The organism is Streptomyces sp. A0642 (genome assembly GCF_004795105.1).
Classification (GTDB): domain Bacteria; phylum Actinomycetota; class Actinomycetes; order Streptomycetales; family Streptomycetaceae; genus Streptomyces.
Window position 1 is genome coordinate 126488 of sequence record NZ_SSBL01000001.1, and the last position, 26188, is coordinate 152675.

At 72.3% G+C, this 26188-nt stretch carries 26 protein-coding genes; 3 read left to right on the plus strand and 23 right to left on the minus strand.

The window, feature by feature from the left end; translation table 11 throughout:
* Positions 1–7: 7 nt before the first annotated feature.
* The 13 genes from E6R60_RS00530 to E6R60_RS00585 form a co-directional block, all read right to left on the minus strand.
* A complete protein-coding gene (locus E6R60_RS00530) occupies positions 8–931 on the minus strand; it encodes an ABC transporter permease (RefSeq protein WP_136324333.1) in 924 nt (307 codons plus the stop codon).
* Positions 918–1706, minus strand: a complete 789-nt coding sequence (locus E6R60_RS00535) for an ABC transporter ATP-binding protein (RefSeq protein WP_136324334.1) — start codon at positions 1704–1706, stop codon at positions 918–920. The genes E6R60_RS00530 and E6R60_RS00535 overlap by 14 nt, the downstream gene beginning before the upstream one ends.
* 34 nt (positions 1707–1740) lie before the next feature.
* Entirely contained in the window at positions 1741–2856 is a 1116-nt protein-coding gene (locus tag E6R60_RS00540; protein WP_136324335.1) for an aliphatic sulfonate ABC transporter substrate-binding protein, read from the minus strand.
* Between the two features lie 231 nt (positions 2857–3087).
* Positions 3088–4431 (minus strand): GTP-binding protein, encoded by a 1344-nt coding sequence (locus E6R60_RS00545; protein WP_136324336.1) that lies wholly within the window; start codon positions 4429–4431, stop codon positions 3088–3090.
* Between the two features lies 1 nt (position 4432).
* Positions 4433–5368: a sulfate adenylyltransferase subunit CysD gene (cysD, locus tag E6R60_RS00550; protein WP_136324337.1), complete on the minus strand. Its 936-nt coding sequence runs from the start codon at positions 5366–5368 to the stop codon at positions 4433–4435.
* A complete protein-coding gene (gene cysC / locus E6R60_RS00555; RefSeq protein WP_136324338.1) occupies positions 5365–5934 on the minus strand; it encodes an adenylyl-sulfate kinase in 570 nt (189 codons plus the stop codon). Before cysC ends, cysD begins: the two co-directional genes overlap by 4 nt.
* Positions 5934–6650 carry a phosphoadenylyl-sulfate reductase gene (locus tag E6R60_RS00560; protein ID WP_136324339.1) on the minus strand — a complete coding sequence of 239 codons (717 nt, stop codon included), beginning with the start codon at positions 6648–6650 and terminating at the stop codon, positions 5934–5936. Before E6R60_RS00560 ends, cysC begins: the two co-directional genes overlap by 1 nt.
* The gene (locus E6R60_RS00565) at positions 6647–6826 is read right to left on the minus strand and encodes an IS1 family transposase (RefSeq protein WP_136324340.1); all 180 of its coding nucleotides are present in this window, start codon (positions 6824–6826) and stop codon (positions 6647–6649) included. The genes E6R60_RS00560 and E6R60_RS00565 overlap by 4 nt, the downstream gene beginning before the upstream one ends.
* On the minus strand, positions 6823–8520 hold the full coding sequence (locus E6R60_RS00570) for a nitrite/sulfite reductase (RefSeq protein ID WP_136324341.1): 1698 nt from the start codon (positions 8518–8520) through the stop codon (positions 6823–6825). Before E6R60_RS00570 ends, E6R60_RS00565 begins: the two co-directional genes overlap by 4 nt.
* A 114-nt stretch (positions 8521–8634) precedes the next feature.
* Positions 8635–8718 carry a putative leader peptide gene (locus E6R60_RS37910; RefSeq protein WP_309486338.1) on the minus strand — a complete coding sequence of 28 codons (84 nt, stop codon included), beginning with the start codon at positions 8716–8718 and terminating at the stop codon, positions 8635–8637.
* A 186-nt stretch (positions 8719–8904) separates the two neighbouring features.
* The gene (locus tag E6R60_RS00575) at positions 8905–9513 is read right to left on the minus strand and encodes a GNAT family N-acetyltransferase (protein WP_136324342.1); all 609 of its coding nucleotides are present in this window, start codon (positions 9511–9513) and stop codon (positions 8905–8907) included.
* Positions 9514–9596: 83 nt separating this feature from the next.
* The gene (locus tag E6R60_RS00580) at positions 9597–10787 is read right to left on the minus strand and encodes a helix-turn-helix domain-containing protein (protein ID WP_136324869.1); all 1191 of its coding nucleotides are present in this window, start codon (positions 10785–10787) and stop codon (positions 9597–9599) included.
* Between the two features lie 368 nt (positions 10788–11155).
* Complete coding sequence (locus E6R60_RS00585) at positions 11156–12793, minus strand: acyl-CoA dehydrogenase family protein (protein WP_136324343.1); 1638 nt, start codon at positions 12791–12793, stop codon at positions 11156–11158.
* Positions 12794–12867: 74 nt separating this feature from the next.
* Here E6R60_RS00585 and E6R60_RS00590 point away from each other — a divergent pair, with 74 nt between their 5' ends.
* Positions 12868–13980 carry a YihY/virulence factor BrkB family protein gene (locus E6R60_RS00590; protein ID WP_136324870.1) on the plus strand — a complete coding sequence of 371 codons (1113 nt, stop codon included), beginning with the start codon at positions 12868–12870 and terminating at the stop codon, positions 13978–13980.
* A gap of 15 nt (positions 13981–13995) precedes the next feature.
* On the opposite strand, the gene E6R60_RS00595 is transcribed toward E6R60_RS00590, so the two are convergent.
* Entirely contained in the window at positions 13996–14358 is a 363-nt protein-coding gene (locus E6R60_RS00595; protein ID WP_136324344.1) for a CU044_2847 family protein, read from the minus strand.
* Between the two features lie 56 nt (positions 14359–14414).
* On the opposite strand from E6R60_RS00595, the gene E6R60_RS00600 reads away from it, so the two are divergent.
* Positions 14415–15212: a DUF6597 domain-containing transcriptional factor gene (locus E6R60_RS00600; RefSeq protein ID WP_136324345.1), complete on the plus strand. Its 798-nt coding sequence runs from the start codon at positions 14415–14417 to the stop codon at positions 15210–15212.
* On the opposite strand, the gene E6R60_RS00605 is transcribed toward E6R60_RS00600, so the two are convergent.
* From E6R60_RS00605 to E6R60_RS00620, 4 genes are all read right to left on the minus strand, one after another.
* A complete protein-coding gene (locus E6R60_RS00605) occupies positions 15149–15544 on the minus strand; it encodes a VOC family protein (RefSeq protein ID WP_136324346.1) in 396 nt (131 codons plus the stop codon). The genes E6R60_RS00600 and E6R60_RS00605 overlap by 64 nt on opposite strands.
* A 66-nt stretch (positions 15545–15610) precedes the next feature.
* The gene (locus E6R60_RS00610; protein WP_136324347.1) at positions 15611–17179 is read right to left on the minus strand and encodes a 3-hydroxyacyl-CoA dehydrogenase; all 1569 of its coding nucleotides are present in this window, start codon (positions 17177–17179) and stop codon (positions 15611–15613) included.
* A gap of 46 nt (positions 17180–17225) precedes the next feature.
* On the minus strand, positions 17226–18002 hold the full coding sequence (locus tag E6R60_RS00615; protein WP_136324348.1) for a CoA-transferase: 777 nt from the start codon (positions 18000–18002) through the stop codon (positions 17226–17228).
* A 47-nt stretch (positions 18003–18049) separates the two neighbouring features.
* A complete protein-coding gene (locus E6R60_RS00620; protein WP_136324871.1) occupies positions 18050–18967 on the minus strand; it encodes a CoA-transferase in 918 nt (305 codons plus the stop codon).
* A gap of 187 nt (positions 18968–19154) precedes the next feature.
* Here E6R60_RS00620 and E6R60_RS00625 point away from each other — a divergent pair, with 187 nt between their 5' ends.
* A complete protein-coding gene (locus tag E6R60_RS00625) occupies positions 19155–20051 on the plus strand; it encodes a LysR family transcriptional regulator (RefSeq protein WP_136324349.1) in 897 nt (298 codons plus the stop codon).
* Positions 20052–20131: 80 nt separating this feature from the next.
* On the opposite strand, the gene E6R60_RS00630 is transcribed toward E6R60_RS00625, so the two are convergent.
* From E6R60_RS00630 to E6R60_RS37115, 5 genes are read right to left on the minus strand one after another with little or no spacing between them, the layout of a single operon-like run.
* Positions 20132–21154, minus strand: coding sequence for a hypothetical protein (locus E6R60_RS00630; RefSeq protein WP_136324350.1), 1023 nt, complete (start codon positions 21152–21154; stop codon positions 20132–20134).
* A complete protein-coding gene (locus E6R60_RS00635; protein ID WP_136324351.1) occupies positions 21147–21701 on the minus strand; it encodes a GAF domain-containing protein in 555 nt (184 codons plus the stop codon). Before E6R60_RS00635 ends, E6R60_RS00630 begins: the two co-directional genes overlap by 8 nt.
* The gene (locus tag E6R60_RS00640; protein ID WP_136324352.1) at positions 21688–22560 is read right to left on the minus strand and encodes a S8 family serine peptidase; all 873 of its coding nucleotides are present in this window, start codon (positions 22558–22560) and stop codon (positions 21688–21690) included. The genes E6R60_RS00635 and E6R60_RS00640 overlap by 14 nt, the downstream gene beginning before the upstream one ends.
* Entirely contained in the window at positions 22557–25823 is a 3267-nt protein-coding gene (locus tag E6R60_RS00645; protein WP_136324353.1) for an adenylate/guanylate cyclase domain-containing protein, read from the minus strand. Before E6R60_RS00645 ends, E6R60_RS00640 begins: the two co-directional genes overlap by 4 nt.
* The gene (locus tag E6R60_RS37115; RefSeq protein WP_240802332.1) at positions 25820–26188 is read right to left on the minus strand and encodes an aroma-sacti cluster domain-containing protein; all 369 of its coding nucleotides are present in this window, start codon (positions 26186–26188) and stop codon (positions 25820–25822) included. The genes E6R60_RS00645 and E6R60_RS37115 overlap by 4 nt, the downstream gene beginning before the upstream one ends.

Sequence of the window (26188 nt, forward strand, 5' to 3'; positions counted from 1 at the left end):
CAGAGGCTCAGTTCTTGACGAGGAGACCGCGGCTGCGCAGCACCCACCGCTCCAGCGGACTGAAGATGAGCAGATCGATCGCGATGCCGACGAACAGGATCAGGAGGATGGCCAGGAAGATCCCCGGCATGTCCGCGTTGTTGCGGCCGTTCTCCAGCAACTGCCCGAGACCCAGGCCGAGATCCGGCGACGAGGCGATGATCTCGGCCGCCATCAGCGAGCGCCAGGAGAACGCCCAGCCCTGCTTCAGACCGGCCAGGTATCCGGGCAGCGCGGCCGGCATGACGATGAACCAGGTACCCCGCAGACCGGTCGCGCCGAGGGTCCGGCCCGCCCGGAGGAACAGCGGCGGCACCTGGTCGACACCGGACACCAGCCCGTTGGCGATCGACGGCACCGCGCCCAGCAGGATGACCGCGTACATCATCGAGTCGTTCAGGCCGAGCCAGATCACCGCCGGCGCCACCCAGGCCACGGACGGCAGGGACTGCAGCCCGGACAGGATCGGGCCGATCGCGGCCCGGACGAACTTCACCCGGGCCACCAGCAGACCGAGCGGCGTACCGATGGCGACCGAGAGCAGGAAGCCGAGCAGACCACGCGAGACGCTGGTCCACACCACGTCCAGCAGGGTCCCCTGCCGCCACATGTCGCCGGCGCTGTCCCAGACCGCGGCGGGCGCGGGCAGCTTGTAGTCCTCGGTCACCTTCGCCCAGACGAGCACCTGCCACAGCACCACGACCAGGGCCACGGCCAGCACGGGCGGCAGGACCTTGCGGAGCAGCACCTCGCGTACCGGCGTGCGGTGCACCTGCACGGCGTCCAGCGCGTCGAGCCCGGCCTCCAGGCCGGCCAGGTCGTCCCGCTTCCCCGCGCCGGGCCCGATCCCGCCGGACCCCGGTGCGTCCGACTTGATATCAGTGCTGGCCATGACGGCGGATCTCCCCACGCAGTTGTTCGGTGATCTCGACGGACAGTTCCGCCACCGCGGTGTCCTCGATGCGGCGCGGCTGCTCGATGTCGACCGTCCACTCACGGGCGATCCGGCCGGGGCGGGACGAGAGCAGCACCACGCGTTCGGCGAGCCGGACCGCCTCGCGCACGTTGTGTGTGACGAACAGGACGGAGACGTTCGTCTCGCGCCAGATCCGGGTCAGCTCGTCGTGCAGCACGTCGCGGGTGATGGCGTCGAGCGCGGCGAACGGCTCGTCCATCAGCAGCAGCTGACTGTCCTGGGCGAGCGCGCGGGCCATCGCGACCCGCTGCCGCATCCCGCCCGACAGCTCATGCACCCGCTTGCCGTACGCCCCGCCCAGGCGTACCAGCTCCAGCAGCCGCTCCGCCTCCGTGCGGCGTTCCGACTTCGGGACGCCGCGCAGACGCAGCGCCAGTTCGATGTTCTTGCCCGCGGTCAGCCACGGGAAGAGGGCGTGCTCCTGGAACATCAGGGCCGGCCGCCCGCCGGGGGTCTCGATGGTCCCCCCGGTCGGGCGGTCGAGTCCGGCCACCAGGTTGAGCAGCGTCGACTTTCCGCACCCGGAGGCTCCCAGGAGGGTGACGAACTCGCCCGGAGCGACATCGAGCGTGATGTCGTCCAGGACCAGCTGCGTTCCCGTGGGTCCGGCGAAGGACTTCGAGACGTGGGCCAGACGAGCGGCGTGCCCGACCTCGACACGGTCCTCGGCCTTGGTGAGGGTGTTCGCCATGGTCGTCACCTCCTGGGATCTTCGAGCGGCTGGGTTACTTGACGCCGAGACCGGCGTCGGCGACCTCGGGCTTGCCCGCGGCCTTGAGGACCTTGTTCAGCGGCTTCAGGTCGTAGATGCCCTTGAGGTCGGGCTGCTCCAGCAGACCGGCCTTCACCGCGTGCTCGGCCTGCGCGTCGAGCGTGGCGGCCAGCGGGTCATCGGTGATCTGGATCGACTTCCAGGCCGGGTCGATGATCTTGGCCGGCAGTTCCTTGCCGGTGAGCTTCTTCAGTGCGGCGTTCGCGGACGCCTTCGCCTTGTCGGGGTTGGCGTTGATCCACGCGTTCGTGCTCACCGAGCCGCGCAGCACCGCCTCGACGACGTCGGGGTGCTCCTTGAGGAACTTCTGCGACACGATGATGTTCGTGATCACGAACTTGTCGTCGGGCCACAGCGTCGACTCGTTCAGCAGCTCCTTGGCACCCTCGGCGACCAGCTTCGACGCGGTCGGCTCGGGGACCCAGGCGCCGTCGATGGAACCGGACTTGTACGCGTCCGGAGTCACCTTGTTGTCCGTGCGGACGACGGAGACGTCGCCCTTGCCGCTCTGGGCGTCGACCTTCCAGCCCTTCTCGGAGATCCAGTTGAGGAAGGCCACGTCCTGGGTGTTGCCGAGCTGCGGGGTCGCGATCTTCTTGCCCTTGAGGTCGTCGAGGGTCTTGACCTTGTCCGGGTTGACGACCAGCTTCACGCCGCCGGAGGCGGCGCCGCCGATGATCCGCAGGTTCTTGCCGTGGGACTTGGTGTAGCCGTTGATGGACGGCGAGGGGCCGATGAAGCCGATGTCGATCGAGTCGGCGTTCAGCGCCTCGATCTCGGACGGTCCGGCGTTGAACGTCGAGGTCTTGAGCCGGGTGCCGCCGAGCTCCTTCTGGAACAGACCCTCCTGGTCGCCCACGAGCGCGGTGGCGTGCGTGAGGTTCGGGAAGTACCCGATCCGCACGGTGTCGGCGGAGAGCTTCTTTCCGTCGGCGGAGACGTTCGCCTTCTCGGCGTCGTCGTCCTTCGCCTCGGAGCCGTATCCGCAGGCGGTGAGCACCACGGCGAGCAGCGGCAGAGCGGCGGCAGCGGCGATGCTGCGGCGGAGCGTGGGGCGGTGGGCAGGCACGGGAGGTCTTCCTCTCGGAGGCCCGGAGCTCACGCCCCTCGGAAGTACGGGGGCGCGGCCGGGAAGTCGGCAGGTCTTCGTCTGAACGGGCGGTGCGGTTGGTGCTGCCGGGCGCGCAGGCAGTGCGCGTACGTCAACGCGCACATCGCGCAACCCCGCCCTGGCCGCTGCCGAGGGCGCCGCTGCCGACCCGGCCGCCCTCCTTCGCGAAGGTCGAGAAGACGTCACTCATCAGAAGTCCCACTCCGCGTCGTCGTCCGCCGGGGCTTCCGCCTGCGCCACGGCGGCGAAGGAGGCGCCCGCCATGCCGGCGGTCAGCGTGGTGCCGTCCGCCGGGTCGATGAGCAGGAAGGAGCCGGTGCGGCGCGAGTCGGCGTACGCGTCGAGCGCCAGGGGCTCGGCGGTGCGGACGACGACGCGGCCGATGTCGTTGGCGACGAGCTGTCCGGGGGCCGGGTGCTGGGAGAGGTCGTCGAGGGTCAGCCGGGAGGGGATGTCCTTGACGATGGCCTTGACCGTGCGGGTGGTGTGCTTGAGCAGCACCCGCTGGCCCACGGTGAGCGGCTGGTCCGCGACGTGGCAGACGGTCGCCTCGACGTCCTGGGTGACGGCGGGGGAGTCGTTCGCCGGGGCGATCAGGTCGCCGCGCGAGACGTCGATGTCGTCGGCCAGGCGCAGGGTGACCGACTGGGGGGCCCAGGCGATGTCCACGCTGTCGCCGAGCAGGTCGATCCCGGCGATCGTCGACGTACGGCCGGAGGGCAGCACGGTGACGGGCTCGCCGACCCGGAACACACCGGCGGCGATCTGTCCGGCGTATCCGCGGTAGTCCGGGTGCTCGGCGGTCTGCGGCCGGATCACGTACTGGACCGGGAAGCGGGCGTGGCAGGCGGTGAGGTCATGGCTGACCGGGACCGTCTCCAGGTGTTCCAGGACGGTCGGGCCGCCGTACCAGTCCATGTTCGCCGAGGGTTCCACGACGTTGTCGCCGGCCAGGGCCGAGATCGGGATCGCCGTGATCTCAGGAACCCCGAGGGACGCCGCGTAGGCGGTGAACTCCTCGGCTATGGCGGCGAACACCGGCTCCGCGTAGTCCACCAGGTCCATCTTGTTCACGGCCAGCACCACGTGCGGGACGCGCAGCAGCGCCGCGACGGCCGCGTGCCGTCGGGTCTGCTCCACGACGCCGTTGCGGGCGTCGACCAGGACCACGGCCAGCTCGGCCGTGGAGGCGCCCGTCACCATGTTGCGGGTGTACTGCACATGGCCCGGGGTGTCGGCGAGGATGAACCGGCGCCGGGGGGTGGCGAAGTAGCGATAGGCGACATCGATGGTGATGCCCTGCTCACGCTCGGCCCGCAGGCCGTCGGTCAGCAGCGCCAGGTCCGGCGCCTCCTGGCCGCGCTTGCGGGACGCGTCCTCGACCGCCTCCAGCTGGTCGGTGAGAACCGACTTGGAGTCGTGCAGCAGCCGTCCCACGAGGGTGGACTTGCCGTCGTCGACGGACCCCGCGGTGGCGAACCGCAGCAGGGTGGTGGTCGACAACTGCTCGGCCAGCTGGGCAGGTGTGGTCATTTTAGAAGTACCCCTCGCGCTTACGGTCTTCCATCGCGGCCTCGGACATCTTGTCGTCGGCGCGGGTCGCGCCCCGCTCGGTGAGCCGGGAGGCGGCGATCTCGGTGATCACGGCGTCCAGCGTGGTGGCGTCGGAGTCGACGGCGCCGGTGCAGGACATGTCGCCGACCGTGCGGTAGCGCACCTGGCGCGTCTCGGTCTTCTCGTGCTCCTTGGGCCCGCCCCAGTCGCCCGCGGTCAGCCACATGCCGGAACGGTTGAAGACCTCGCGCTCATGGGCGAAGTAGATCTGCGGGAGCTCGATGCCCTCCCGCGCGATGTACTGCCATACGTCGAGCTCGGTCCAGTTGGAGATCGGGAACACCCGGACGTGCTCACCGGCGGCGTGCCGGCCGTTGTAGAGCTGCCACAGCTCGGGGCGCTGGCGGCGCGGGTCCCACTGGGAGAACTCGTCGCGCAGCGAGAAGACCCGCTCCTTGGCGCGCGCCTTCTCCTCGTCGCGGCGGCCGCCGCCGAAGACGGCGTCGAAGCGGTGCTGCTGGATCGCTTCGGTGAGCGGCACGGTCTGCAGCGGGTTGCGGGTGCCGTCGGGGCGCTCGCGGAGCTTCCCGGCGTCGATGTACTCCTGGACGGAGGCGACGTGCAGGCGCAGCCCGTGCTCGGCGACCGTGCGGTCGCGGTACTCCAGGACCTCGGGGAAGTTGTGCCCGGTGTCCACGTGCAGCAGCGTGAACGGCACCGGCGCCGGCGCGAACGCCTTGAGCGCCAGGTGCAGCATCAGGATCGAGTCCTTGCCGCCGGAGAACAGGATCACCGGCCGCTCGAACTCCCCCGCCACCTCACGGAAGATGTGCACCGCCTCGGACTCCAGTGAGTCCAGGTGGCTGAGTGCGTACGGGTTGGCGGTGCCTTCCGACACAGTCGCGACGGTCGTCACGCTGCACCCCTCTCGCTCAGCAGCGCGTACAGCTCCGCCGCGGACTCCTGCACGGTCTGCCGGTGCGACTCGATCCGCAGATCGGGCGACTCGGGCGCCTCGTAGGGGTCGTCCACCCCGGTCAGCCCGCTGATCTCGCCCGCCGCCTGCTTGGCGTAGAGCCCCTTCACATCGCGTACCGAGCACACCTCGACCGGAGTGGCGACGTGCACCTCCAGATACGGGGTGCCCTCGGCCTGGTGCCGCTTGCGGACCGCGTCCCGGCTGTCCGCGTACGGGGCGATGACCGGGACCAGCACCTTCACGCCGTTGGCCGCCAGCAGTTCGGCGACGAAGCCGATCCGCTGGACGTTGGTGTGGCGGTCCTCGCGGGTGAAGCCGAGGCCCGCGGAGAGGAACTCGCGGATCTCGTCACCGTCGAGCACCTCCACCCGGTGGCCTTCGCCGCGCAGCCGCCCGGCGAGTTCGTACGCGATGGTGGTCTTGCCCGCGCTCGGCAGACCGGTCAGCCAGACGGTGGCTCCCGTCTCCGTCACGCTCATCGAAGTCTCCTGATCAGTCGTCATCAGTCGTGCAGCCCGCATTCGGTCTTGCCGCGCCCGGCCCAGCGTCCGGCCCGTGCGTCCTCGCCCTCCAGCACCCGCCGGGTGCAGGGGGCGCAGCCCACGGAGGCGTAACCGTCCATCAGCAGCGGGTTGGTGAGCACCCCGTGCTCGGCGACGTAGGCGTCGACGTCGTCCTGGGTCCAGCGGGCGATCGGCGAGACCTTGACCTTCTGCCGCTTCTGGTCCCAGCCGACCACCGGGGTGTTCGCCCGGGTCGGGGACTCGTCGCGGCGCAGTCCGGTCGCCCAGGCCGCGTACGCGGTCAGGCCCTCCTCCAGCGGCTTGACCTTGCGCAGCTTGCAGCAGAGGTCCGGGTCGCGGTCGTGCAGCTTCGGTCCGTACTCGGCGTCCTGCTCGGCCACGGTCTGCCGCGGGGTCAGCGTGATGACGTTGACGTCCATCACCGCCTCCACCGCGTCCCGGGTGCCGATCGTCTCGGGGAAGTGGTAGCCCGTGTCGAGGAAGACGACGTCCACGCCGGGCAGGGCCCGGGAGGCGAGGTGCGCGACGACCGCGTCCTCCATCGACGAGGTCACACAGAACCGCTTGCCGAAGGTCTCGGTGGCCCACTGGAGGATCTCCAGTGCGGAGGCGTCCTCCAGCTGCCGGCCCGCGCGCTCGGCCAGCTCCTCGAGCTCGGCTGCGGAAAGCTCCCCGGCGTGCAGAGTGTCCGTCATATCCCGTCCCCTTCACCGTCGTTGCGCTGAAGCCCCCGGGTCAGCAGGCCCAGGAACTTCAGCTGGAACGCCCGGTTGCAGGAGGCGCATTCCCAGGCCCCGTGCCCTGCCTCGTGCGGGCGCAGGTCCTCGTCGCCGCAGTAGGGGCAGTGGAACGGCGCGGCGCGTTCGCTCATGACAGCGACTCCGCACTGGCCCTGGCGGCCCAGGTCGCGAAGCGCTCGTCGTCCTCGCGCTCCTTCCGGAAGTTCTGGAGGACCCGCTCGACGTAGTCGGGGAGTTCGGCCGAAGTGACCTTCAGGCCGCGGACCTTGCGGCCGAAGCCGGCCTCCAGGCCGAGCGCTCCGCCCAGGTGCACCTGGTAGCCCTCCACCTGGTTGCCCTCGTCGTCCAGCATCAGCTGGCCCTTGAGGCCGATGTCCGCGGTCTGGATACGGGCGCAGGCGTTGGGGCAGCCGTTGATGTTGATGGTGAGCGGCTCGTCGAACTCCGGGAGGCGGCGCTCCAGTTCGTCGATGAGCGCGGCGCCGCGCGCCTTGGTCTCGACGATCGCCAGCTTGCAGTACTCGATGCCGGTGCAGGCCATCGTGCCCCGGCGGAACGAGGACGGCTTCACCTGGAATCCGAGCGCTTCCAGACCTGCGGACAGGGACTCGACCCGGTCCTGCTCCACATCGAGGATGATCATCTTCTGCTCGACGGTGGTCCGCACCCGGCCGGAGCCGTGCGCCTCCGCGAGGTCGGCGATCTTGGCGAGGGTGGAGCCGTCGACCCGTCCGACGCGGGGCGCGAAGCCCACGTAGAACCGGCCGTCCTGCTGCGCGTGGACGCCGATGTGGTCCCGCCACCGGCTGCTGGGCTCCGCCGGAGCGGGGCCGTCCAGCAGCGGACGCTTGAGGTACTCGTCCTCCAGTACCTGGCGGAACTTGGCGACGCCCCAGTCGGCGACGAGGAACTTCAGCCGCGCGCGGTTGCGGAGCCGGCGGTAGCCGTAGTCGCGGAAGATCCCCACGACCCCGGCCCACACGTCCGCGACCTCGTCCAACGGCACCCATGCGCCCAGGCGTTCGGCCAGTCGCGGGTTGGTGGAGAGGCCGCCGCCGACCCAGAGGTCGAACCCGGGGCCGTGCTCGGGGTGCTCGACGCCGACGAAGGCGATGTCGTTGATCTCGTGCACGACGTCCTGCACCGGGGAGCCGGAGATCGCGGTCTTGAACTTGCGCGGCAGGTTGGAGAATTCGGGGCTGCCGATGTAGCGCTCGTGGATCTCGTCCAGCGCGGGGGTGCCGTCGATGATCTCGTCGGCGGCGATGCCCGCCACCGGGGAGCCGATCATCGTGCGGGGGCAGTCACCGCACGCCTCGGTCGTGGAGAGGCCGACGGCCTCCAGCTTCTCCCAGATCGCCGGGACGTCCTCGATGCGGATCCAGTGCATCTGGACGTTCTGACGGTCGGTGATGTCCGCGCTGCCGCGGGCGTACTCCTCGGAGATCTCGCCGATGACGCGGAGCTGAGCGGTGGTCAGCCTTCCGCCGTCGATGCGGACCCGCATCATGAAGTACTTGTCCTCGAGCTCCTCGGGCTCCAGGACGGCCGTCTTGCCGCCGTCGATGCCGGCCCGCCGCTGCGTGTACAGGCCCCACCAGCGCATGCGTCCGCGAAGGTCGTTGGGGTCGATCGAGTCGAAGCCGCGCTTGGAGTAGATCGTCTCAATGCGTGTCCGCACATTGAGACTGTCGTCGTCCTTCTTGAACTGCTCATTGCCGTTCAGCGGGGTGTAGTGCCCCAGGGCCCACTGACCTTCGCCACGGTGGCGTCCCGCCTTGCGGCGAGGTGCGGCGGGCGCAGGCTGTTCCGGGGTAGCGGCCATGACGGTACGTCCTTCGGGACTGCAGGAGGGCGGCTCTGAACTGCACACTCGCGTCGAGGCGCGGCGGTGCGCAGGGTTTGCAGAGAAAGGGTGAGCGCGGCGGTGCTGGGACTCTCAGCTCGCCGGACAGATGGCGCTGGACATGCGGCCGAGGTCGACGTGGCGTCGACTCACCAAGGCAATTCCAGTTCCAGACATGACGGAAGCGTGTCACGCGGGTCTCGGAGCAGTCCACCACTATCCATGATGTGGACGAGACTGTCCCGAAAGGTGAGACGATGTGGCGCCCGTCACGTGCGGGACGGGCGCGGGCCGACCGGAAAACCGGACAACCATGTGCATTTCTTACGCGGGGCGGCTGAGGGGGCGGCTAAGGGGGGGCGGCTAAGGAAGCAGCGTCCGGCCGGACTCCGGCCAAGGACCCGGGGTGGCGACGTCGGGCTCCAGCTCCGTCCGCGTGTCGAACAGCCGGAAGCCCCGGCGCAGATAGTTGCCCATGGCGTGGGGACCGTCCTTGGAGCAGGTGTGCACCCACACCCGCTTCGTCGCGGGCCGCTCCGGCCACCGCTCCGCCAGGTCCCACGCCCGGGCCACCCCGTACGCGAGCAGGTGCCCCCCGATCCGGCGTCCCCGGAAGGCCGGGAGGAGACCGAAGTACATGATCTCGACCACGCCGTCGTCCTGCGGGTCCAGCTCCACGTATCCGGCCGGCGTCCCGTTGACGTAGGCCACCCAGGTCTCCACGCCCGGCCGGTCCAGCACCTCCTGCCACTGCGCGTACGTCATCGACAGCCGGTCCGTCCACTGGATGTCGCCGCCGACCGCCGTGTAGAGGAACCGGCTGAACTCCGGCAGGGGCACCTCGGACCGGACGATCCGCACGTCCGGTCCCGGCGCCGCCGCGGGCTGCAGGTCGTCGGGGGAGGTCTGCTCCAGGGACCAGACGGTCACCTCGGCGAGGGCGGGATCGGAAGGACGCGCGGGGTTGCTCATGACTGCCAGGGAACCACGCCCCACGGCCCCGGCCCAAGCCGGTCCCGCGGAACGGACGCCCCGGACCTGCGGGAACAGTGCGCTCAGGAGGCGCCGCGGGCCGCCACCACCACCGGCGCCTTCGACCGCGGCAGCAGATCGCCCGGGTGCTCCGGGCCGATCACCTCCACCTCGACGCCCTCACCGAAGCGGTACGGGCGGTGCGCCAGCACCTCCGCGAGATGGCGCCGCAGCCGCGAGATCTCGGCCCGGACCGTCACCGTCCTGGTCGGATCACCGAAGATGTCCTCCGCCAGCTCGGACGCCGTACGCCCCTCGGGGTGCAGGGCCAGCGCGTACAACAGCTCGGCATGACGCGGGGAGAGCCGCTGCGTCCACGTGCCCACCGGGCTCACCACGTTCACCAGGAGACCGCTCTGCAGGCTCAGATCCAGCACGACCCGGCGCGGCGGACTGTCCATCGCGCCGTCCGCCACCTGCACCAGCCAGCCGCCCGGCAGCGGCTCCACCCGGCACATCCCGAGCGAGGGCAGCCACACCCGGCCCGGCTGCACGGACTTCGGCAGCGGCAGCCGCTCCACCGGCGGCATTCCGGTGACCGCGGCGAGCCAGCCGTTGCCGTCCACCGCCAGCGCGCGGCCCCCCAGCCGGCTCAGCATCGGCGCCGCCACCGAACGCAGCCGGTCGATCGACCGCAGGTGCTGGACCCTGATCTCGCTCTCGGCGAGCCGGGCCACCGAACCGACCAGGGCGAGCGTCGTGGGATGGAACGTGCTCGCCGGGCCGCTGATGTCGACGATCCCCATCAGCCGGCCGTCCCGCGGATCGCGTACCGGCGCGGCCGCGCACGTCCACCCGTGCAGACTGCGGACGAAGTGCTCCGCGGAGTGGACCTGCACCGGCGCGCGCGAGGCGAGCGCCGTACCGATCGCGTTGGTGCCGGTGATCTCCTCCGACCAGGCCGCACCCTCGGCCAGACAGATCTCGTCGGCCCGGCGCAGGATCGCGGTATGGCCCTGGCGCCACAGCACCCGGCCCTCCACATCGGTGACCACCATGATCTGCTGCGAGGCGTCCGCGATGCTCACCAGACCATCGCTGAGCAGCGGCATCACCTCGCCGAGCACGGAGCTCCGGCGCCGGTGCTCGATCTCCTCCTGCTCCAGCAGGACGCTCTGGGTGGTCTGCTCCGGGTCGATGCCACTGCGCAGCACCCGGTCCCACGAGGCCCCGATCTCCGCCCGCGGCCGGACCGGCGTCCGCTCACCCGCCATCCGCGCCTCCCGGGCACGGTGGAGCAGGCGCGTGGTGCGGTCGGACTCCTGCCCAGCCGGCCGGATCACATCGACAGGACTTGCCTCCACGTCGGACTCCCCCTCAGGCCTCTCGGTGCCAGTGCCACGGCCGGCGTGTACCAGGACCGTGCCAAGCGCCACAGGGCCATCCTGCCGCTCCCGAGGTCCCGGCGTCGCAACTCCACACAATGGTTGCAACCCTCTGCAACTCTGGCGACGGCCCCCCGGTCGTACAAGAGTGGCGGTACACCGAGCAGCGGGGTTCCGGCTCCGGAGTCCGGTGTGTACAGCATGGGGGGTGGTGCCGTGTCGGCGCAGCACCACCCCCTGTTGCTGGCCCGCCCCGCTCAGCGCTCCACGGGCCGGGCCCGTTCCACGACCGAGGCCAGGTCCAGGGTGTGCGGAAGCGTCCCGAACGCCGCACCCCACTCCCCGCCCAGACGTGACGCGCAGAACGCGTCGGCCACCTCCGGCGGGGCCCAGCGCACCAGCAGCGAACCCTGAAGCACCAGAGCCATCCGTTCCACGAGCCGGCGGGCGCGCGCCTCGACCCCCTGGAGATCGGCGAGCTCGGTCAGCAGGCCCTTGATCGCCCCGTCGAGCCGGTGGTCGGCGCCCCGCGCCCGCCCCACCTCCTGGAGGAACGCGTTCAGCGCCAGCGGCTCGCGCTGCAGGGCGCGCAGCACGTCCAGCGCCTGTACGTTCCCCGAGCCCTCCCAGATCGAGTTGAGCGGCGCCTCGCGCAGCAGCCGGGGCATGCCCGACTCCTCCACGTACCCGTTGCCGCCCAGGCATTCCAGCGCCTCGGCGACCAGCGGCGTGCAGCGCTTCGTCACCCAGTACTTCGCCGTGGGCACCGCGAGGCGCAGGAAGGCCGACTCGCTCGCGGTCCCGGCGTCGTAGGCGGCCGCGAGCCGCATCGCGAGGACCGTCGCGGCCTCCGACTCCAGCGCCAGATCGGCCAGCACGTTGCGCATCAGCGGCTTGTCGACCAGCACCCCGCCGAACGCGCTGCGGTACGTGGTGTGGTGGACGGCCTGCGCGACGGCCTGCCGCATCAGCGCCGCCGAGCCCGTCACACAGTCCAGCCTGGTCGCCGCCACCATGTCGATGATGGTGCGCACCCCGCGCCCCTCCTCACCGATCCGGCGCGCCCACGTCCCGTCGAACTCGACCTCCGCCGAGGCGTTGGACCGGTTGCCGAGCTTGTCCTTGAGCCGCTGGATCGCGAACACGTTGCGCGTGCCGTCCGGGAGCACCCGGGGCAGCAGGAAGCACGTCAGCCCTCCGGGGGCCTGCGCCAGCACCAGGAACCCGTCGGACATCGGAGCCGAGCAGAACCACTTGTGCCCGGTGAGCAGGTACTCGCCCTCGCCGGACAGCGGCTCGGCGCGCGTCGTGTTGGACCGCACGTCCGTGCCGCCCTGCTTCTCCGTCATGGCCATCCCGAGGAGCGCCCCGGCCTTCTGTCCGGCCGGCCGCAGCTCCTCCTCGTACACCCGCGAGGTCAGCAGCGGCTCCCACTCCGCCGCCACCGCCGGCTCGGTCCGCAGCGCGGGCACCGCCGCGTGCGTCATCGAGAGCGGGCAGCCGTGGCCCGCCTCGGCCTGCGTCCACACCAGGAAGCCCGCGGCCCGGCGCACATGCCCGCCGGGCCGGTCCCAGGCATCGGTGAGGCCCGCGGTGACGGCGTGGCCGAGGAGCCGGTGCCAGGCCGGATGGAACTCCACCTCGTCGACGCGGTGCCCGTAGCGGTCGTGGGTCCGCAGCTTCGGCGGGTTCTCGTTGGCCTGCGCTCCCCACTGCGCGGACTGGGCGGAACCGGCGGACCGGCCGAGCTCGGCGAGCCCGGTCCGCGCATCGTCGAGCACGTCCGCCGGAAGGTGCCGTTCGACGGCTTCGGCGAGGGCCAGGTCCGCGCCGAAGACGTCGTAGCCGAGGAGGGGAGGGGCCTGGTTGGACACTGTGTGGGTGGTGGCTGCCATGCCGATACGGTAAGGACGTGCAGGCAGCAAATGAAACACCCGAGCGGTCACCGGGCCGGCTCCACCGGGCCAGAGTGCTCTATCGCAACGTGTCCAAGCGCCAACTGGCCTGGCAGTTGCTGAAGGACACCGTCAATTCGTGCATGGAGTACCGCATTCTGGGACTCGCCGCCGAGGCGGCGTTCTTCACCCTGCTGTCCCTGCCCCCGCTGCTCCTCGGACTGATCGGCCTGCTCGGGTACGTCGACGAGTGGACCAGCACCGCGACGGTCGCCTCCATCGAGCGCAACATCCTGAGCGCCGCCCACACGGTGCTCTCCGAGCGCGGCGTCAAGGACTTCGCCGAGCCGCTCCTGGCGGACGTCACCACCGGGGCCCGGCCCGACGTCATCTCGATCGGCTTCGCGATCGCGCTCTGGTCCGGCTCGCGCGCGGTCAACGTCTTCATCGACACCATCACCGTGATGTACGGGCTCGACGGCCAGCGCGGCATCGTCAAGACGCGGATGCTCGCCTTCCTGCTGTACGTGGTGGCGCTGCTGCTCGGCGCGGTCGTGCTGCCGCTGCTGGTGGTCGGCCCCGACCGGGTCGTGGAGTTCATCCCCTGGGGGACCGAGGTCATAAGCGTCCTGTACTGGCCGCTGGTGATACTGCTGTCCATCGCCTTCCTGACGACGCTCTACCACGTGTCCGTCCCCGTCCGCTCGCCGTGGATCGAGGACATGCCGGGCGCCCTGATGGCGCTCGCGATGTGGGTGATCGGCAGCTTCCTGCTGCGGATCTACCTCACCAGTACGGTCGAGGGGCCGACGATCTACGGGTCCCTGGCAGCCCCCATCGCCGTCCTGCTGTGGATCGGCATCTCCGCGTTCGCGGTGCTGGTGGGCGCCGCGGTCAACGCGGCCATCGACCGGGTGTGGCCGTCGGTGGCGACCGCGGCGGCCCGCGCCGCCAACGACCGGGTGCGCGCGGTGCAGGCGGCCGAGATCGTGGCCCGCGCCCAGGCGGAGAGCCGCTACGGCAGCCAGTACGACGACGAAGGGGACGGCGACGACGGCGACAGCCCGTACATGCCGTCCGAGTTCCCGGAGCGGTGGTCGCGGTTCCTGCCGCCCGACGACGTGAAGTCCCGGCTCCAGCCGAGTCGCGAGAAGGACGCCGACAAGCCCCCGTCCCAGGACGAGTGAGCGCGGGCCGGCCCGTCAGACGGCGGGAGGGGCACCCGGGGCCGCGGGCGCCTCGGCGGACGAGTCCGGCGACCACGACAGCTTGACCGTCAGATGGCCCTCCAGCGCGCTCTTGGCGATGACCGCCCCGGCCTCGGCGGTGATCTTCACCCCGAATTCGAGCTCCACCCCGTCCGGCTTCAGGGACCCGTCCCGGAACACCGCGAGCGCGGACTGAGCCGCCGACCGGATGCCCTGGAGCGCCTCGTCGAAGGTCCGTTCCGCCCGGGCCAGCGCATGCCCGTCGCGCGCGACCAGCTGGGCGCCCGGAGCGTGCCGGTCGACCTCGACCGTCACCGTCTCGCCGCTGTCGGTGGTGAACTGCATCAGTGCCGCCATGACCGCCCCCGGGGTGCGATGGTGCCCGTTCTCCGTCGGGGAACGAGACTAGTGCCATGGGCGACAGGTACGAAGAGCGCGCGTCGCGCGTGGACGGTGCGAAGGTCTGGACGCTGACCGTGCCCACGGGAGCGGTCCATCCGGTGCTGCCCGACGGCTGCATGGACCTGCTCTGGATCGGCGGCAGGCTCCGCGTCGCCGGCCCGGACACCCACGCGGAAACCCCGTCCGGACCGGACGGCGGCAGCTACGCGGGCGTCCGCTTCGCACCCGGCACGGCGCCCGCCCTGCTGGGCGTACCCGCGCACGAACTGCGGGACCGCCGCGTCGCCCTGGCCGACCTGTGGCCCGGGGCCCTGGTCAGGGAGCTCACCGAGCGCGTCGCCGGCGCCGCCGATCCGGCGGCCGCGCTGGAGGACATCGCCGTCCGCCGGGCAGCGGACGCCGGGCCGCCGGACCCGGCGATGCGGTCCGTCGCCGCGCACCTGGACAGCGGCCGCACCGTCGCGCAGACGGCACGGACGGTCGGCCTCGGCGCCCGTCAGCTGCACCGCCGCTCGCTGACCGCCTTCGGGTACGGCCCCAAGACGCTCGCCCGGGTGCTGCGGCTGCAACGGGCGCTGGCGCTCGTACGGTCGGGGACGCCGTACGCCGAGGCCGCGCTCGCGGCGGGCTGCGCCGACCAGGCCCACCTCGCGCGGGAGATGCGAGAACTGGGCGGCACCACCCTGACCGCGTACTTCGCCCCCGAGCTGCCGTCGCTCGCCCGCCAGGAAGTGCGGGACAGCCCTCAGGCGTCGGCGGCGGCGAACAGCGACACCGCGCAGCCGTCCGGGTCGAGGACCACCGCGTAGCGCTGGCCCCACACCGCGTCCCACGGCTTCAGATGGCCCCCGTACCCGGCACCGGTCAGCTCGGCGAAGACGGAGTCGACCTCTGCCGGGCTGTCGCAGAGGAAGGCGAGGCCGAGCCGCTCCCCGCCGTTCGCCGCGGCCCACTCCGGGTCGAAGGAGCGGACCACGTCCTCGGTGTCCCACAGCAGCCGCTGCCCGCCCGGCAGCGTCACTTCGACATGGGGGGCGGATTCCGCGTCGGCGGGGATGTCGAGGCCGAGCCGGCGGTAGAAAGCGAGCGAGGCGCCCAGATCCGCGGTGGTGAGGGAGATCGCGTCGAGTCGTGGAGTCATGGGCCGACCGTAGGCCGGGGGGCGGCCCACGGTCTTGAACGAATCGGTCAGGTCACCCGGTCCCGCTCACACCGCGCCGGCCCCGTCGCCGCCCAGGCAGTCCGCCGGCGAGGTGCCCGGGTCCGTCAGCGCCAGGCCGAGGGCGGCCCGTTCGGTGACCCAGCGAGTCGGGCGATGGCGCGGGTCGCCCGTCGTGGCGTGCAGCGCCCGGTGCAGCTCCAGCATCCGGGCCGCGCCGATCCGGTCGCCCCAGGCCAGCGGGCCCACCGGGTAGCCGAGACCGGCCGCCACCGCCACGTCGATGTCGGCGGGCGTGGCCAGCGCGCGTTCCGCGATCGACGCCGAGACCGACACGATCGACGCCAGCAGCCGCTGCGCGACCGAGCCCGCCGTGTCCCGTACCACCGACACCGCGAACGGCTCGCCGCCGTCCGAGGCCCGCGCCAGCACCGCGCGGGCGTCCCTCGCCGCCGCCGGCTCCGCGGCCGGGGTCACGGCCAGCACCCGGCGGCGTCCGGCCGCGGGCAACGGGTCCACCCCGAAGGTGCGCCCCGCGGGCAGCCCGTGCCCGGCCACGGCCGAGGCGACCGTGGTACCCCATACCGGAACCAGCACCAGCGCCCCTTCGGACGGCCGAGGGCCGGACTCGACCGTGGCGCCGGCCGCCGTCAGCGCGTCGCGGAGCGCGGCGGCGTCCGCGTCCCCGGCCGGGGACGCGGCGACGACGTGCACCGGCCGGCCCGGGTCGCCGGTGACCGGCGCCTCCGGCGTGGGCGCGGCGGCCTCGGAGCCGTACGGGAACCAGCCCTGTCCCGTCTTGCGCCCGTGCAGCCCGGCCGTCACGCGGTTCGGGGTCAGATACGAGGGCCGGAGCCTGTCCTCGTGGCGGAAGCCCTCCCAGATGGAGTCGATGACGGCGGCGGTCACATCCAGGCCGGTGAGGTCCATCAGCTCGAACGGGCCCATCCGCAGCCCCAGCACGTCGCGCGCGACGCGGTCGATGCCCGCCGGGTCGCTGACCCTCTCCTCCAGCAGGGCGAGCGCCTCCGTCACCAGGCCGCGCCCGGCGTGGTTGACGAGGAAGCCGGGGGTGTCGGCGACCGTCACCGCCCGGTGTCCGCAGCTCTCCACGAGCGCGGTCAGCAACGGCGGGATCTCCGGGCGTGTGGCGGCGCCGGGCACGACCTCGACGATCCGCATCAACGGCACGGGGTTGAAGAAGTGCAGCCCGGCCAGCCGCGTCGGATCCTTCAGTCCGGCGGCGATCCGGGTCACCGACAGCGAGGAGGTGTTGGTCGCGAAGACGGCGGAGGCGGGCAGCGCCTGCTCCAGCCTGCCGAATACCTCCGCCTTGGTGTCCGGGTCCTCCCGTACGGCCTCGACGGCCAGCTCGACGTCCGGGCCGTCGGCCCACGGATCGTCCAGCGGAACCAGCCGGTCCAGGGCGCCGGCCGCGTCCTCGGCGGACATCCGGCCCTTCTGCACGGCCCGCTCCAGCATGGACCGCACGAAGCCGACGGCCTCCGTCACCGCCTCCGTCCGCACATCGCAGAGCTCGACGGTGTGGCCGGCCGTGGCCGCCCACTGGGCGATGCCCCGGCCCATGGCTCCGGCGCCGACGATCCTGATACGCATGGTGATCATGGTCCTTTCGATGGGAAGGATGGCGGGCGGGTGGCGGTCAGCGCAGGTACACACGGCCCGGGTCGACATCCTCGCGCAGCAGCCGCAGTTCGTCCTCGGTCGGGGGCGGCACCCTGCCGACCGTGTCGGCGACCCGCAGGTCCCAGCCGGTCGCGGCCCTGACCTGCTCCACGGTGACCCCGGGCTGGACGGCGACGAGCCGCAGCTCCCCGCCCACGCCCGCGCGGGCCATGATGCCCAGCTCGGTGATGACCCGGGTGACGCCGGCGCCCAGCGGGCGGATGCCCTCGGCGAGCGCGCGGTCGGGCCCCGGGGTGGTGCAGAAGTCCAGCTCGTCGGGGAAGGAGCGCGGGTGGTGACGGCGCATCACCACGAAGACCTCCCGGGCGTTGGCCATCACCTCGACGCCGCCGCCCGAACCGGGCAGCCGGACCGTCGGGCTGTCCCAGTCGCCGATGACCGAGGTGTTGAGGTTGCCCCGGCGGTCGATCTGCGCGGCGCCGAGAAAGCCGACGTCGATGCGGCCGCCCTGGAGCACGCAGCCGAAGAGCGTGGGCATCGGGATCACCGCCTCCGCGCCCGTGATCAGGACCGCGTCGGCGATGGTTTCCGGCAGGTGCGACGGGTGGGCGCCGCAGACTCCGGACTCGTACACCACCTCGATGTCCGGGGCGACGGTCAGCCGGGCCAGCTCGGCGGCGAGGGTCGGCAGACCGATCCCGGCGAATACGGCCCGGCGCGCGGCCAGTTCGCGGGAGGCGACGACGGAGAGCAGTTCGGACGCGGTGGCGGCGCCCGGTGCGGTGGTGGTCACGGCCCGTTCCTCCCGGTGTCCCCGTGCGGCGCTGCCTGCGGAGGCGTTCACAGCCGCCGCCCGTAGTTGACCGGCTCGCTCAGAGCCTCGCCGACCGCGAGCCCCGCCCAGAAGTCCTCGCCGAGCTTGTCGACGTACTCCGCGTGGTCCGCCGTGCCGTGCACCCACTCGTCCAGCCAGTCCCGGAGCCGCAGCGGGTCCTTGCTGATGTGGGACCAGGCCCGGTAGAAGGCGTTGTCCCGGTCGTAGTAGCCCTGTGCGAACGAGGGGTGCGCGCCGCGCGGGCAGTGGACCACCGCGTCGACCGCGTGGGCGGGGACCAGGGTGCGGTTGGGGTCCGCGCGGACCACCTCGTCGCCGACGATCTCCTCCACCACGACGATCGCCTTGTCGGCCGCGTACACCGCCTCGGCCTGGATGCCGGTCAGCCCCCATATCTGGGTGTTGCCCCGGCGGTCGGCGCGCTGTGCGTGGATGATCGTGACATCCGGGTTGACGGGCGGTACGACGTAGATCTGCTCGGGCTCGCCGTCCGGGCCGGGGTACGGGGAAGTGACCTTGCGCAGAGCGCTGTTGACGGTCGGCAGATCGCTGCCGCCGTACGAACGCAGCGGGTAGAACGGCAGCCGCTGCGACCCCGCGAGATAGCGGCAGACCATCCCGTAGTGGCTGTACTCCTCGAAGGCGAGGGGCGCCGGATCCGCGTGCTCCACCCGCCGGCGTAGCTCACCGAGCGAGCCCGCCGAGGAGTTGCCCACGAACGAGGAGACCAGCCGGGTCACACAGCCCGCGGCGAGCATCTGGTCCACGACGATGTCCGCCGTCATCCGTACGACGGTCAGGCCGCGGCGGCCCTGCCGGATGATCTCGTGCCCCGCCGCCGTCGGGACGAGATGGGTGAAGCCTTCGAGGCAGACAGTGGTGCCGTCGTGGACGAAGGCGGCGATCGCCGCCTTCATCGACATCGTCTTGTCGGATCGGTTCGGTCGGTCCGTCGGGGCCACGGTGCTCCTCTGCGGGTGCGGGCGCGCGCGTCGCCCCACGGTGCCAGCGGCCATTGATCGCTGTCCAATACCGAATTAAGCTCGGATCAAGACGTCTGATTAATCAATACCGCCTGAGGGGTCACGGGGCGCCGAGGAAGGGACGGGGATGGAGCTGCGTCATCTGTCGGCGTTCATCGCCGTGGCGGAGGAGCTGCACTTCGGCCGGGCCGCCAGGCGGCTCCAGATGGCCCAGCCGCCGCTGAGCCAGCAGATCCGGCAGCTGGAGAAGGAGCTGGGCGTCCAGCTCTTCGAACGCAACACCCGCTCGGTACGGCTGACCAGCGCGGGGGAGTCCTTCCTCCAGCCGGTGCGGACCGTGCTCGACGACCTGGACACCGCGGTACGGGCCGCGAGGGCGGCCGGCCGCGGCGAGTACGGACGGGTCCGCATCGGTTTCGCGGGCGCCTCCAGCCACGAGACGCTGCCCCGGCTGACCCGGGCGGTGCGCGCCGCCCACCCGGCCGTCGAACTCGTCATGACCGGCCAGACGTACGCCAACGTCGCACTCGCCCGGGTCGCGGACGGCTCGCTCGACCTGGGGTTCGTGCGCCTGCCGGTGACGCAGCCGGGCGTGGCCTTCCGGGTCATCGACGAGGAGGAGCTGGTGTGCGCGCTGCCCTCCGATCATCCGCTCGCCGCCCGGGACAGCGTTCCGCTGGAGGTCCTGGCGGGGGAGCCGTTCGTCTCGTTCCCCGCGAACACCGGCTCCACCGTGCGCGACGCGATGGTGGGGGCGTGCGAGGCCGCGGGATTCAACCCGCGGGTGGTGCAGGAGGCCCCCGACTCGTACACGATCCTCGCGCTCGTCGCCGCGGGCGTCGGGGTCACCCTGACCGTCACCTCCGTCCAGCACATCCAGCAGAGCGGCCTCGTCTACCGGCCCCTCGCCGGGCCGCCGATCAGACGGCAGGCGGCGCTGGCCTGGCGGTCCGACAACCCCTCGGCCGCCCTGCGCGCGGTACTCGCCGTCGCCGAGGACGCGCTGCCCACTCCGGAGCACTGACCCGCCCGTCGCCCCGAGCCCCCTCCCGCGCCGGCCCCTGAAGCGTCCGAGCGGAATCCCCGGTCCGGCGCCGGGCCGGGTCACGACGGACGGCGCTCGGGCGCGAGGGCGCCGGCACCCGCGCCCGCCCCGAGGAAGGTGAGCAGACCGACCGCCGCGGGGCGGGCGTCGCCCACGGCGGACCGGTGGAGGTCCCGTACGGTCCGCACGACCGCGCGGGTCACCAGGTCGACACCGGCCTTGTGCTCGAACCAGTGCCAGTCGCCGTGGGCGTTCATCTCGAGGAACACCGCCTCGCCCCGGTCGGAGAGGAAGTCGAACGCCCCGTAGGTGAGGCCGGCCGCCCCGGCGAGGGCGCGTACGGCCGCGGCCACGGCGGCCGGGGGCCGGACGTACCGCACGCGCACCCGGTCCGGGTGGGCCCAGATGTCCCGGGGGTGCGCCTTGGCCACGTCGAAGGCGTGGAGTTCGCCCCCGGCGAAGTAGACCCGGAACTCGGCGTCGTGCTCGACGTACTCCTGGAGCACGACCGGCGTGCCGCGGGGCAGGCCCGGGATGCCGGTGAGCCGAGAGCGGTCCAGCACCTGCGGCAGGTACCAGGCGAGCCGGCCCGGAGCCGGTTCGACGAAGTGCCGGTCGACGACCTTCAGTACGTACCGTCCGGCGGGGAGCAGGCGCGCGGCCTCCGCAGGGTCGGTGGTGACCACGCCCCGCGGGGTGCGCACGCCGAGTGCCCGGGCGTGGCCCCGCTGCACCAGCTGGCCGGGGTCAAAGGCGCCGATGGACGCCGGGGACGCGAGGGCCAGTTGGTGGGCCAGCACCGTCCACGCGTCGCGGTACACCATCCGGCCGCCGACGGGCCCGGCCTGCGGCCCGCCCGGTGCGGCCCGCAGGGAGAAGTGGCGCAGCCAGGTCACGGTGGGGGCGAAGCGGTGTCCGTCCAGGGTCAGCATGCCGTCGGGTTCGCAGGTGGCCTCGACGCCCGCCAGGCCGTCCGCATCGAGGCGGTGGACGGGCACGCCGATCCTGCGCAGCAGGGAGGCCACCTCGGTGGCCTCCCTGTCGCCGCGTCTGCTGAAGATCAGGACGCACCTTTCAGCCATGGGACTTGGCCAGCAGCGACTCCGCCAGTTCGAGGAGCTGGAGGGCTTTGTCGGAACGCCGGCTGGGCTCGGCGGCGCGCAGCCGGGTGAGCATCTCCAGGCCGATGGCGGCCTGGTCGGCCAGCAGGCCGAGGAGTTCGACGTCGGCCATCTCCCTGACGCCTTCGGCCCCGCGGTCCAGCACCTCCAGCACCCCGATGCACTCGTCCTCGCTGAACAGGGGCGCTGCCATGATGCTGTTGGGCACGTACCCGGTGGAGGCGGCCGCCTCGCCGGAGAAGTGCTTCGAGTCGCGCAGGTCGTCGACGAGCATCGACTGGCCGGAGGCGGCGACCCATCCGGCGATGCCCGTCCCCGCGGGGAAGCGGGTTCCGACGAGCTGGTCGTCCCCCTCGCCGGCCACGGCTTCGAAGACCAGGTCACCGGCCTCCGCGTCGACGAGGAAGATGGAGGAGGCCGCCGCGCCGAAGGCGTGGCGCGCGACTTCCACGACGGACTGCAGCAGGCGGCGCTCCGTGGGCGTCGCGGCATCATCAGGCTTTGTCATGCGCACCTCCAAGTCGACCGGTCATGTTCCCGGCGCAGAGGAACAGCACCGTCTTGAGCTGGAACGGGGTGAGCCAGGGATGCTTGCCGAGGATCAGCGCGCACAGGCCCGAGATGTGCGGTGCGGCGAAGCTGTTGCCGGTCGAGCGGATGGTGCCGCCGCCGGGCCACGCCACGGGCACGCGAACGCCGCGGGCGTGGAACTCCACGGGCGGCGAGGGGTTGTAGTAGTAGGTCATCGGGTCGTCCTCGTCGTGGCTCGCGACCGAGACCACCGAGGAGAACGACCAGGGATAGCTGGGCACGGGCCGGTTGTGCGCGGAGACGACGAGCGTGCACCGGCGGAAGTAGGCCCGGTCGACCAGTTCGTGGAGCTGCGCGGCCAGGTCCGGCCGGGTCGTCGCCAGGCTCAGGTTGATGACGTCGAAGTCCTGGTCGATGGCCCAGGACAGTCCGGCGATCAGGGCCGGGCCGCTGCCCGTCTTGCCGTCCGTCAGCACCTGGACGGACGAGACGGAGACCTGCGGGGCGACGGAGCGGATCACTCCCGCGCAGGCGGTTCCGTGCCCGGCTCGGTCGGTGGGGGCGCACGGTTCCATGTCCACCCCGCCCTCGTCGTTCTGGACGGCGGTCACCGAGCGGTCGACCGTGCCGACCAGCGGGTGGCCGCCTTCGACTCCGCTGTCCACGACACACACGCGGACGCCGGAACCGTCGGCGCCGCCCCAGGCCCACTCGGGGGAGACCGAGTCCATCGGTACGGTCGAGAACTCCCTCAGGGTGCGCGCACGGGTGGTGCCCCAGGCCGGCACTCCCGGCGTGCAGGCCCTCGACGTCTGCCTCCAGGGCGGATCGTTCATCGGTTCTCCTTCTCCTTCTCCAGCCCGGCCATCCAGGCGCGTACGGTCCGGGCGGGCAGGACCGCCTCCTTCGCCGTCAGGGCGGCCAGGGCCCGCTCGGCCGCGCGCCGGGCGTGCGCCGGATCACCGGCGGCGTCCAGGACCCGGGCCGCCTCGAACCAGACGTCGCCGATGAGACAGGGGTCGTCGGTGCCGTCCAGGGTGGCGGTGGCGCGCTCCGCGGCCGCGACCGCTTCCCCGAACGCGCCGGCCCGCGCCCGCACCCGTGCCCGCAGGGCCAGGCGGACGGCCTGGGTGCGGGTCTCCGACGGCGTGTCCGCAGGGGGCTCGGCGAGCACGGCCGCGTCGACGCCGTCGCCCGCGCAGAACCGCTCCCGGGCCGCGTACAGGCGCAGGGTCGCCGCGGTTCTGGTCTGGCCGAGTCCGGCGAGTCCGGCCGCCGCCGCCGCGTAGTGGCCGGCGGCCGACAGGTGCGCGCCGGACAGCGACTCGACGAGCCCCGCTGTCTGGTCGGCCGCGATGCCGCCGAGGGTCAGGGCGAGGTCGTCGGAGTGCCGGCGGGCCAGCGCGACGTCCTCGCGGGCGCCGTCGACCCGGCCCGACAGGGCCAGATGACGGGCCCGGGTCAGGAGGATCGGCACCAGCAGGCCGCGGTCGCCGTCGAAGCGCAGGACCAGTTCCTCGCAGAGCGCGATCGCCTGGGTGAGCGGGGTCGGCGACCACTGCGTCAGTTCGCAGATCGACGCGAGGATCCGGTTGCCCTCATAGGTGTCGCCGAGCCCGCGGGCCCGGATGAGCGCCTCGCGCATGGCACTTTCGGCGGCGCCGATCCGGCCCTCGGTGAAACTCCGCAGCGAGGACAGCTGGTGCAGCCTGCACCAGCTCAGGTCGTCCCCCGGCCCGGGCGGGGCGCACGCGGTACCGGGGAGGCGCCCGGTACCCGTGGCGTTCCGATCCCCCGGCGCGTACGGGCCGCCATGGCCGGCCGGGGGCTCCGGTTCGCCCGAGCGCAGCGCGATGAGCTCACGCAGGATGGCGCAGGTGTCGTGCGTCGGGAGGTCCCGTACGTTCCTGCGCTCGGCCTCGGCCACGGCCTGCCGGGCGCTGTCCCAGCGGCCCAGCGCCGCGTACGCGTCGGTGATGCGGGCGGCGAGTACCCGGTGCTGGGGATCGCCGTCCGGTGTCAGGTCGCGGCCGCGTTCCATCAGCGAGACGGCGGCGGGCAGGTCACGGCGGTGCAGCGCCCGGTAACCCGTGGCCACGAGGGCACGCGCCGCGCGGCCGCTCAGGGCGGGCAGCCTCGGGTCGCCCGGGTCCGCCTCGGAGAGGAGCCGGCACGCGGATTCCAGGTGGTGGGCGAGGTCGCCCTCCGCCGCCGGGCCCGGCACGGACGGGCCCAGCGACCGGTTTTCGAGCCGGTCCGCGAGCACGGTGTGCCAGGCCGCGCGCCGGGCCTTGGACGTCATCTCGTACAGCGTGTCCCGGGCGAGCATGCGGGTGAACCTGTACGCGCCGGGCGGCCCGTACAGGTGGATCACCCGGGACCCCCGCAGCCTGCCCAGCGCGTCGTCCAGGACTTCGCCGGACAGCGTGGGCGCGTCCTCGGCGAGCGCGCGCACATCCTCGGCGGTGAACGATCCGCCCACGCCCGCCGCGCGTTCCAGCACGGCGCGGTCGGCGGCCGGCAACCGGTCCAGCCAGGCGGTCAGCAGGACCCGGATCGTGGTGGGGACGCCCGGGGCCACGGACCGGCGGCCGGCCAGGTTCTCCAGCAGCAGCTCCGCGAACAGGGGGTTGCCGTCGCATTCCCGGACCACCCCGGCCAGCGCCTCGTCGGTGGGGACCGCCTCCTGCGCGGCGATCTCCAGCCGGTCCGCGAGGAGGCCGACGAGCCGTTCGGTCTGATCGAGGGGGAGGGGGTCGAGGCACACCATGAGGCCCTCGCCCGGCGTCCGCGCCGCAGCGGCGGACACGGCGCGCGGCACGTCAGGCAGTACGGGTGACGGCCCGCCCGGCGGTGCGGCCGTCTCGGCACGGGCCACGCAGACGACCAGCAGTGCGGCGTCGCAGGCCCCGCCGGACAGGTCGGCGATCATGTCGATGAGGGTCGGTTGCGCCCACTGGAAGTCCTCCAGGACCAGGACCACGTCGCTGCGCCGCCCCAGAGCCTCCAGCAGCCGCCGGACCGCCCACCCGATCTCGTCCACGCTCACCGGGAGCCCGCACTCGGTGCGGACGCCCAGGGCGACGGCGAGGGCGGTGACGGCACGGTCGGCGCTCGGGTGCAGCGTCTCCAGCGTGCTCTTCACCTGCTCCCAGCCGCCGGGCAGGGTCCAGACGGCCTCGGCCAGCGGGCGGTACGCGAGCCCGGCGCCGTACGCCTGGCAGCCGGCGCGCAGGACCACGGTGCCCTCGTCGCAGTGGCCGGCCAGGAACTCCCGGACGAGGCGCGACTTCCCGATGCCCGCGGGACCGGTGACCGTGATGAGACGGCTGCGGCGCTCGCGGCGCACCGTGCTGAACTCCTGTTTCAGACCGTTCAGTTCGGCTTGCCGGCCGACGAGCGGGACGAGGTCCTCCTGGCTCGCGCCGTCGAGGAGGCCGAGGACTCGGCAGGCGGGGACGGGGTCCCGCTTGCCCTTCACCCGCAGGGGCGTGACGGTCTCCAGGCGGACCCTGTTGCCCACCAGGCGGGCCGTTTCGCCGCCGATGAGGATCTCGTGCGGCTCGGCGTGGGACTGGAGGCGGGCGGCGGTGTGCACGACGTCGCCGACCACCCGGGCGGCGCCGCCGAGAGCCCCTGCCACCACGGCTTCTCCCGACGCGATCCCACAGTGGGTGTCGAGTCGCACCCCTCCGCCGGAGCCGGAGCCGGACGCGGGCCCGGTGCCGATGGCCGACACGGCCTCGCGTACGGCGCAGGCCGCCCGGACCGCGTGCAGGGCGTCGTCCTCATGGCTGACGAACGCCCCGAAGATGGCCATCACGGCGTCGCCGATGAACTTCTCGACGACTCCGCCGTGTTCGGTGACGGCCGTGGTGCACGCCGTGTAGTACTGGTCCATCGTGCGTCGCAGGGCCTCGGGGTCGAGGGTCTCGGCGAGCACGGTGGAACCGACGAGGTCGATGAAGACCGCCGTGACGATCCTGCGACTGTCCGAGGAGGGCGCCCCTCCGGTGAGCGGGGTGCCGCACTCCGGGCAGAACCGGGCTCCGGCCGGCACCGCGGTACGGCAACTGCCGCACCGCGCGGCACCGTTCACAGGAGCTTGAGGTCCTGACCCTCCACCTCTCCCGCCACCGCTTCGAGACGCTCCTTGACCGAGTTGAGTACCTGGACCTCGAGCTCGCTGAGCGCGGAAAGGACGGAGCGCTGCTCGACCGCCAGCAGGTCCACCGGGTGGCCGGCCTCACGTAGGGCGTGCAGGGCGTCGAAGGTCATGGCTACCGGTACCTCGTTCCCGTAGTTCGGCCAGTCGAGCGTGACGCCGGCCGGTCCGATGGAGTGCTCCGCGACTGCCGCCGCCGCGAGGACGCCGACGGCCTCCTGCTGCTTCCGCTCCTCCGCGGGCAGGGGCGGCCAGCTTCCCTGAACCAGAACTCCTTGCGCGTACAGTCGCGCGATCAT

Excerpts from the sequence above, each read along its gene's own strand:
- E6R60_RS00530 (WP_136324333.1), bottom strand. The coding sequence starts at position 931 with ATGGCCAGCACTGATATCAAGTCGGACGCACCGGGGTCCGGCGGGATC.
- E6R60_RS00535 (WP_136324334.1), bottom strand. The coding sequence starts at position 1,706 with ATGGCGAACACCCTCACCAAGGCCGAGGACCGTGTCGAGGTCGGGCAC.
- E6R60_RS00545 (WP_136324336.1), bottom strand. The coding sequence starts at position 4,431 with ATGACCACACCTGCCCAGCTGGCCGAGCAGTTGTCGACCACCACCCTG.
- cysC (WP_136324338.1), bottom strand. The coding sequence starts at position 5,934 with ATGACGACTGATCAGGAGACTTCGATGAGCGTGACGGAGACGGGAGCC.
- E6R60_RS00560 (WP_136324339.1), bottom strand. The coding sequence starts at position 6,650 with ATGACGGACACTCTGCACGCCGGGGAGCTTTCCGCAGCCGAGCTCGAG.
- E6R60_RS00565 (WP_136324340.1), bottom strand. The coding sequence starts at position 6,826 with ATGAGCGAACGCGCCGCGCCGTTCCACTGCCCCTACTGCGGCGACGAG.
- E6R60_RS00570 (WP_136324341.1), bottom strand. The coding sequence starts at position 8,520 with ATGGCCGCTACCCCGGAACAGCCTGCGCCCGCCGCACCTCGCCGCAAG.
- E6R60_RS37910 (WP_309486338.1), bottom strand. The coding sequence starts at position 8,718 with ATGTCTGGAACTGGAATTGCCTTGGTGAGTCGACGCCACGTCGACCTC.
- E6R60_RS00575 (WP_136324342.1), bottom strand. The coding sequence starts at position 9,513 with ATGAGCAACCCCGCGCGTCCTTCCGATCCCGCCCTCGCCGAGGTGACC.
- E6R60_RS00580 (WP_136324869.1), bottom strand. The coding sequence starts at position 10,787 with ATGGCGGGTGAGCGGACGCCGGTCCGGCCGCGGGCGGAGATCGGGGCC.
- E6R60_RS00585 (WP_136324343.1), bottom strand. The coding sequence starts at position 12,793 with ATGGCAGCCACCACCCACACAGTGTCCAACCAGGCCCCTCCCCTCCTC.
- E6R60_RS00595 (WP_136324344.1), bottom strand. The coding sequence starts at position 14,358 with ATGGCGGCACTGATGCAGTTCACCACCGACAGCGGCGAGACGGTGACG.
- E6R60_RS00600 (WP_136324345.1), top strand. The coding sequence starts at position 14,415 with ATGGGCGACAGGTACGAAGAGCGCGCGTCGCGCGTGGACGGTGCGAAG.
- E6R60_RS00605 (WP_136324346.1), bottom strand. The coding sequence starts at position 15,544 with ATGACTCCACGACTCGACGCGATCTCCCTCACCACCGCGGATCTGGGC.
- E6R60_RS00610 (WP_136324347.1), bottom strand. The coding sequence starts at position 17,179 with ATGCGTATCAGGATCGTCGGCGCCGGAGCCATGGGCCGGGGCATCGCC.
- E6R60_RS00620 (WP_136324871.1), bottom strand. The coding sequence starts at position 18,967 with ATGTCGATGAAGGCGGCGATCGCCGCCTTCGTCCACGACGGCACCACT.
- E6R60_RS00625 (WP_136324349.1), top strand. The coding sequence starts at position 19,155 with ATGGAGCTGCGTCATCTGTCGGCGTTCATCGCCGTGGCGGAGGAGCTG.
- E6R60_RS00630 (WP_136324350.1), bottom strand. The coding sequence starts at position 21,154 with ATGGCTGAAAGGTGCGTCCTGATCTTCAGCAGACGCGGCGACAGGGAG.
- E6R60_RS00635 (WP_136324351.1), bottom strand. The coding sequence starts at position 21,701 with ATGACAAAGCCTGATGATGCCGCGACGCCCACGGAGCGCCGCCTGCTG.
- E6R60_RS00640 (WP_136324352.1), bottom strand. The coding sequence starts at position 22,560 with ATGAACGATCCGCCCTGGAGGCAGACGTCGAGGGCCTGCACGCCGGGA.
- E6R60_RS37115 (WP_240802332.1), bottom strand. The coding sequence starts at position 26,188 with ATGATCGCGCGACTGTACGCGCAAGGAGTTCTGGTTCAGGGAAGCTGG.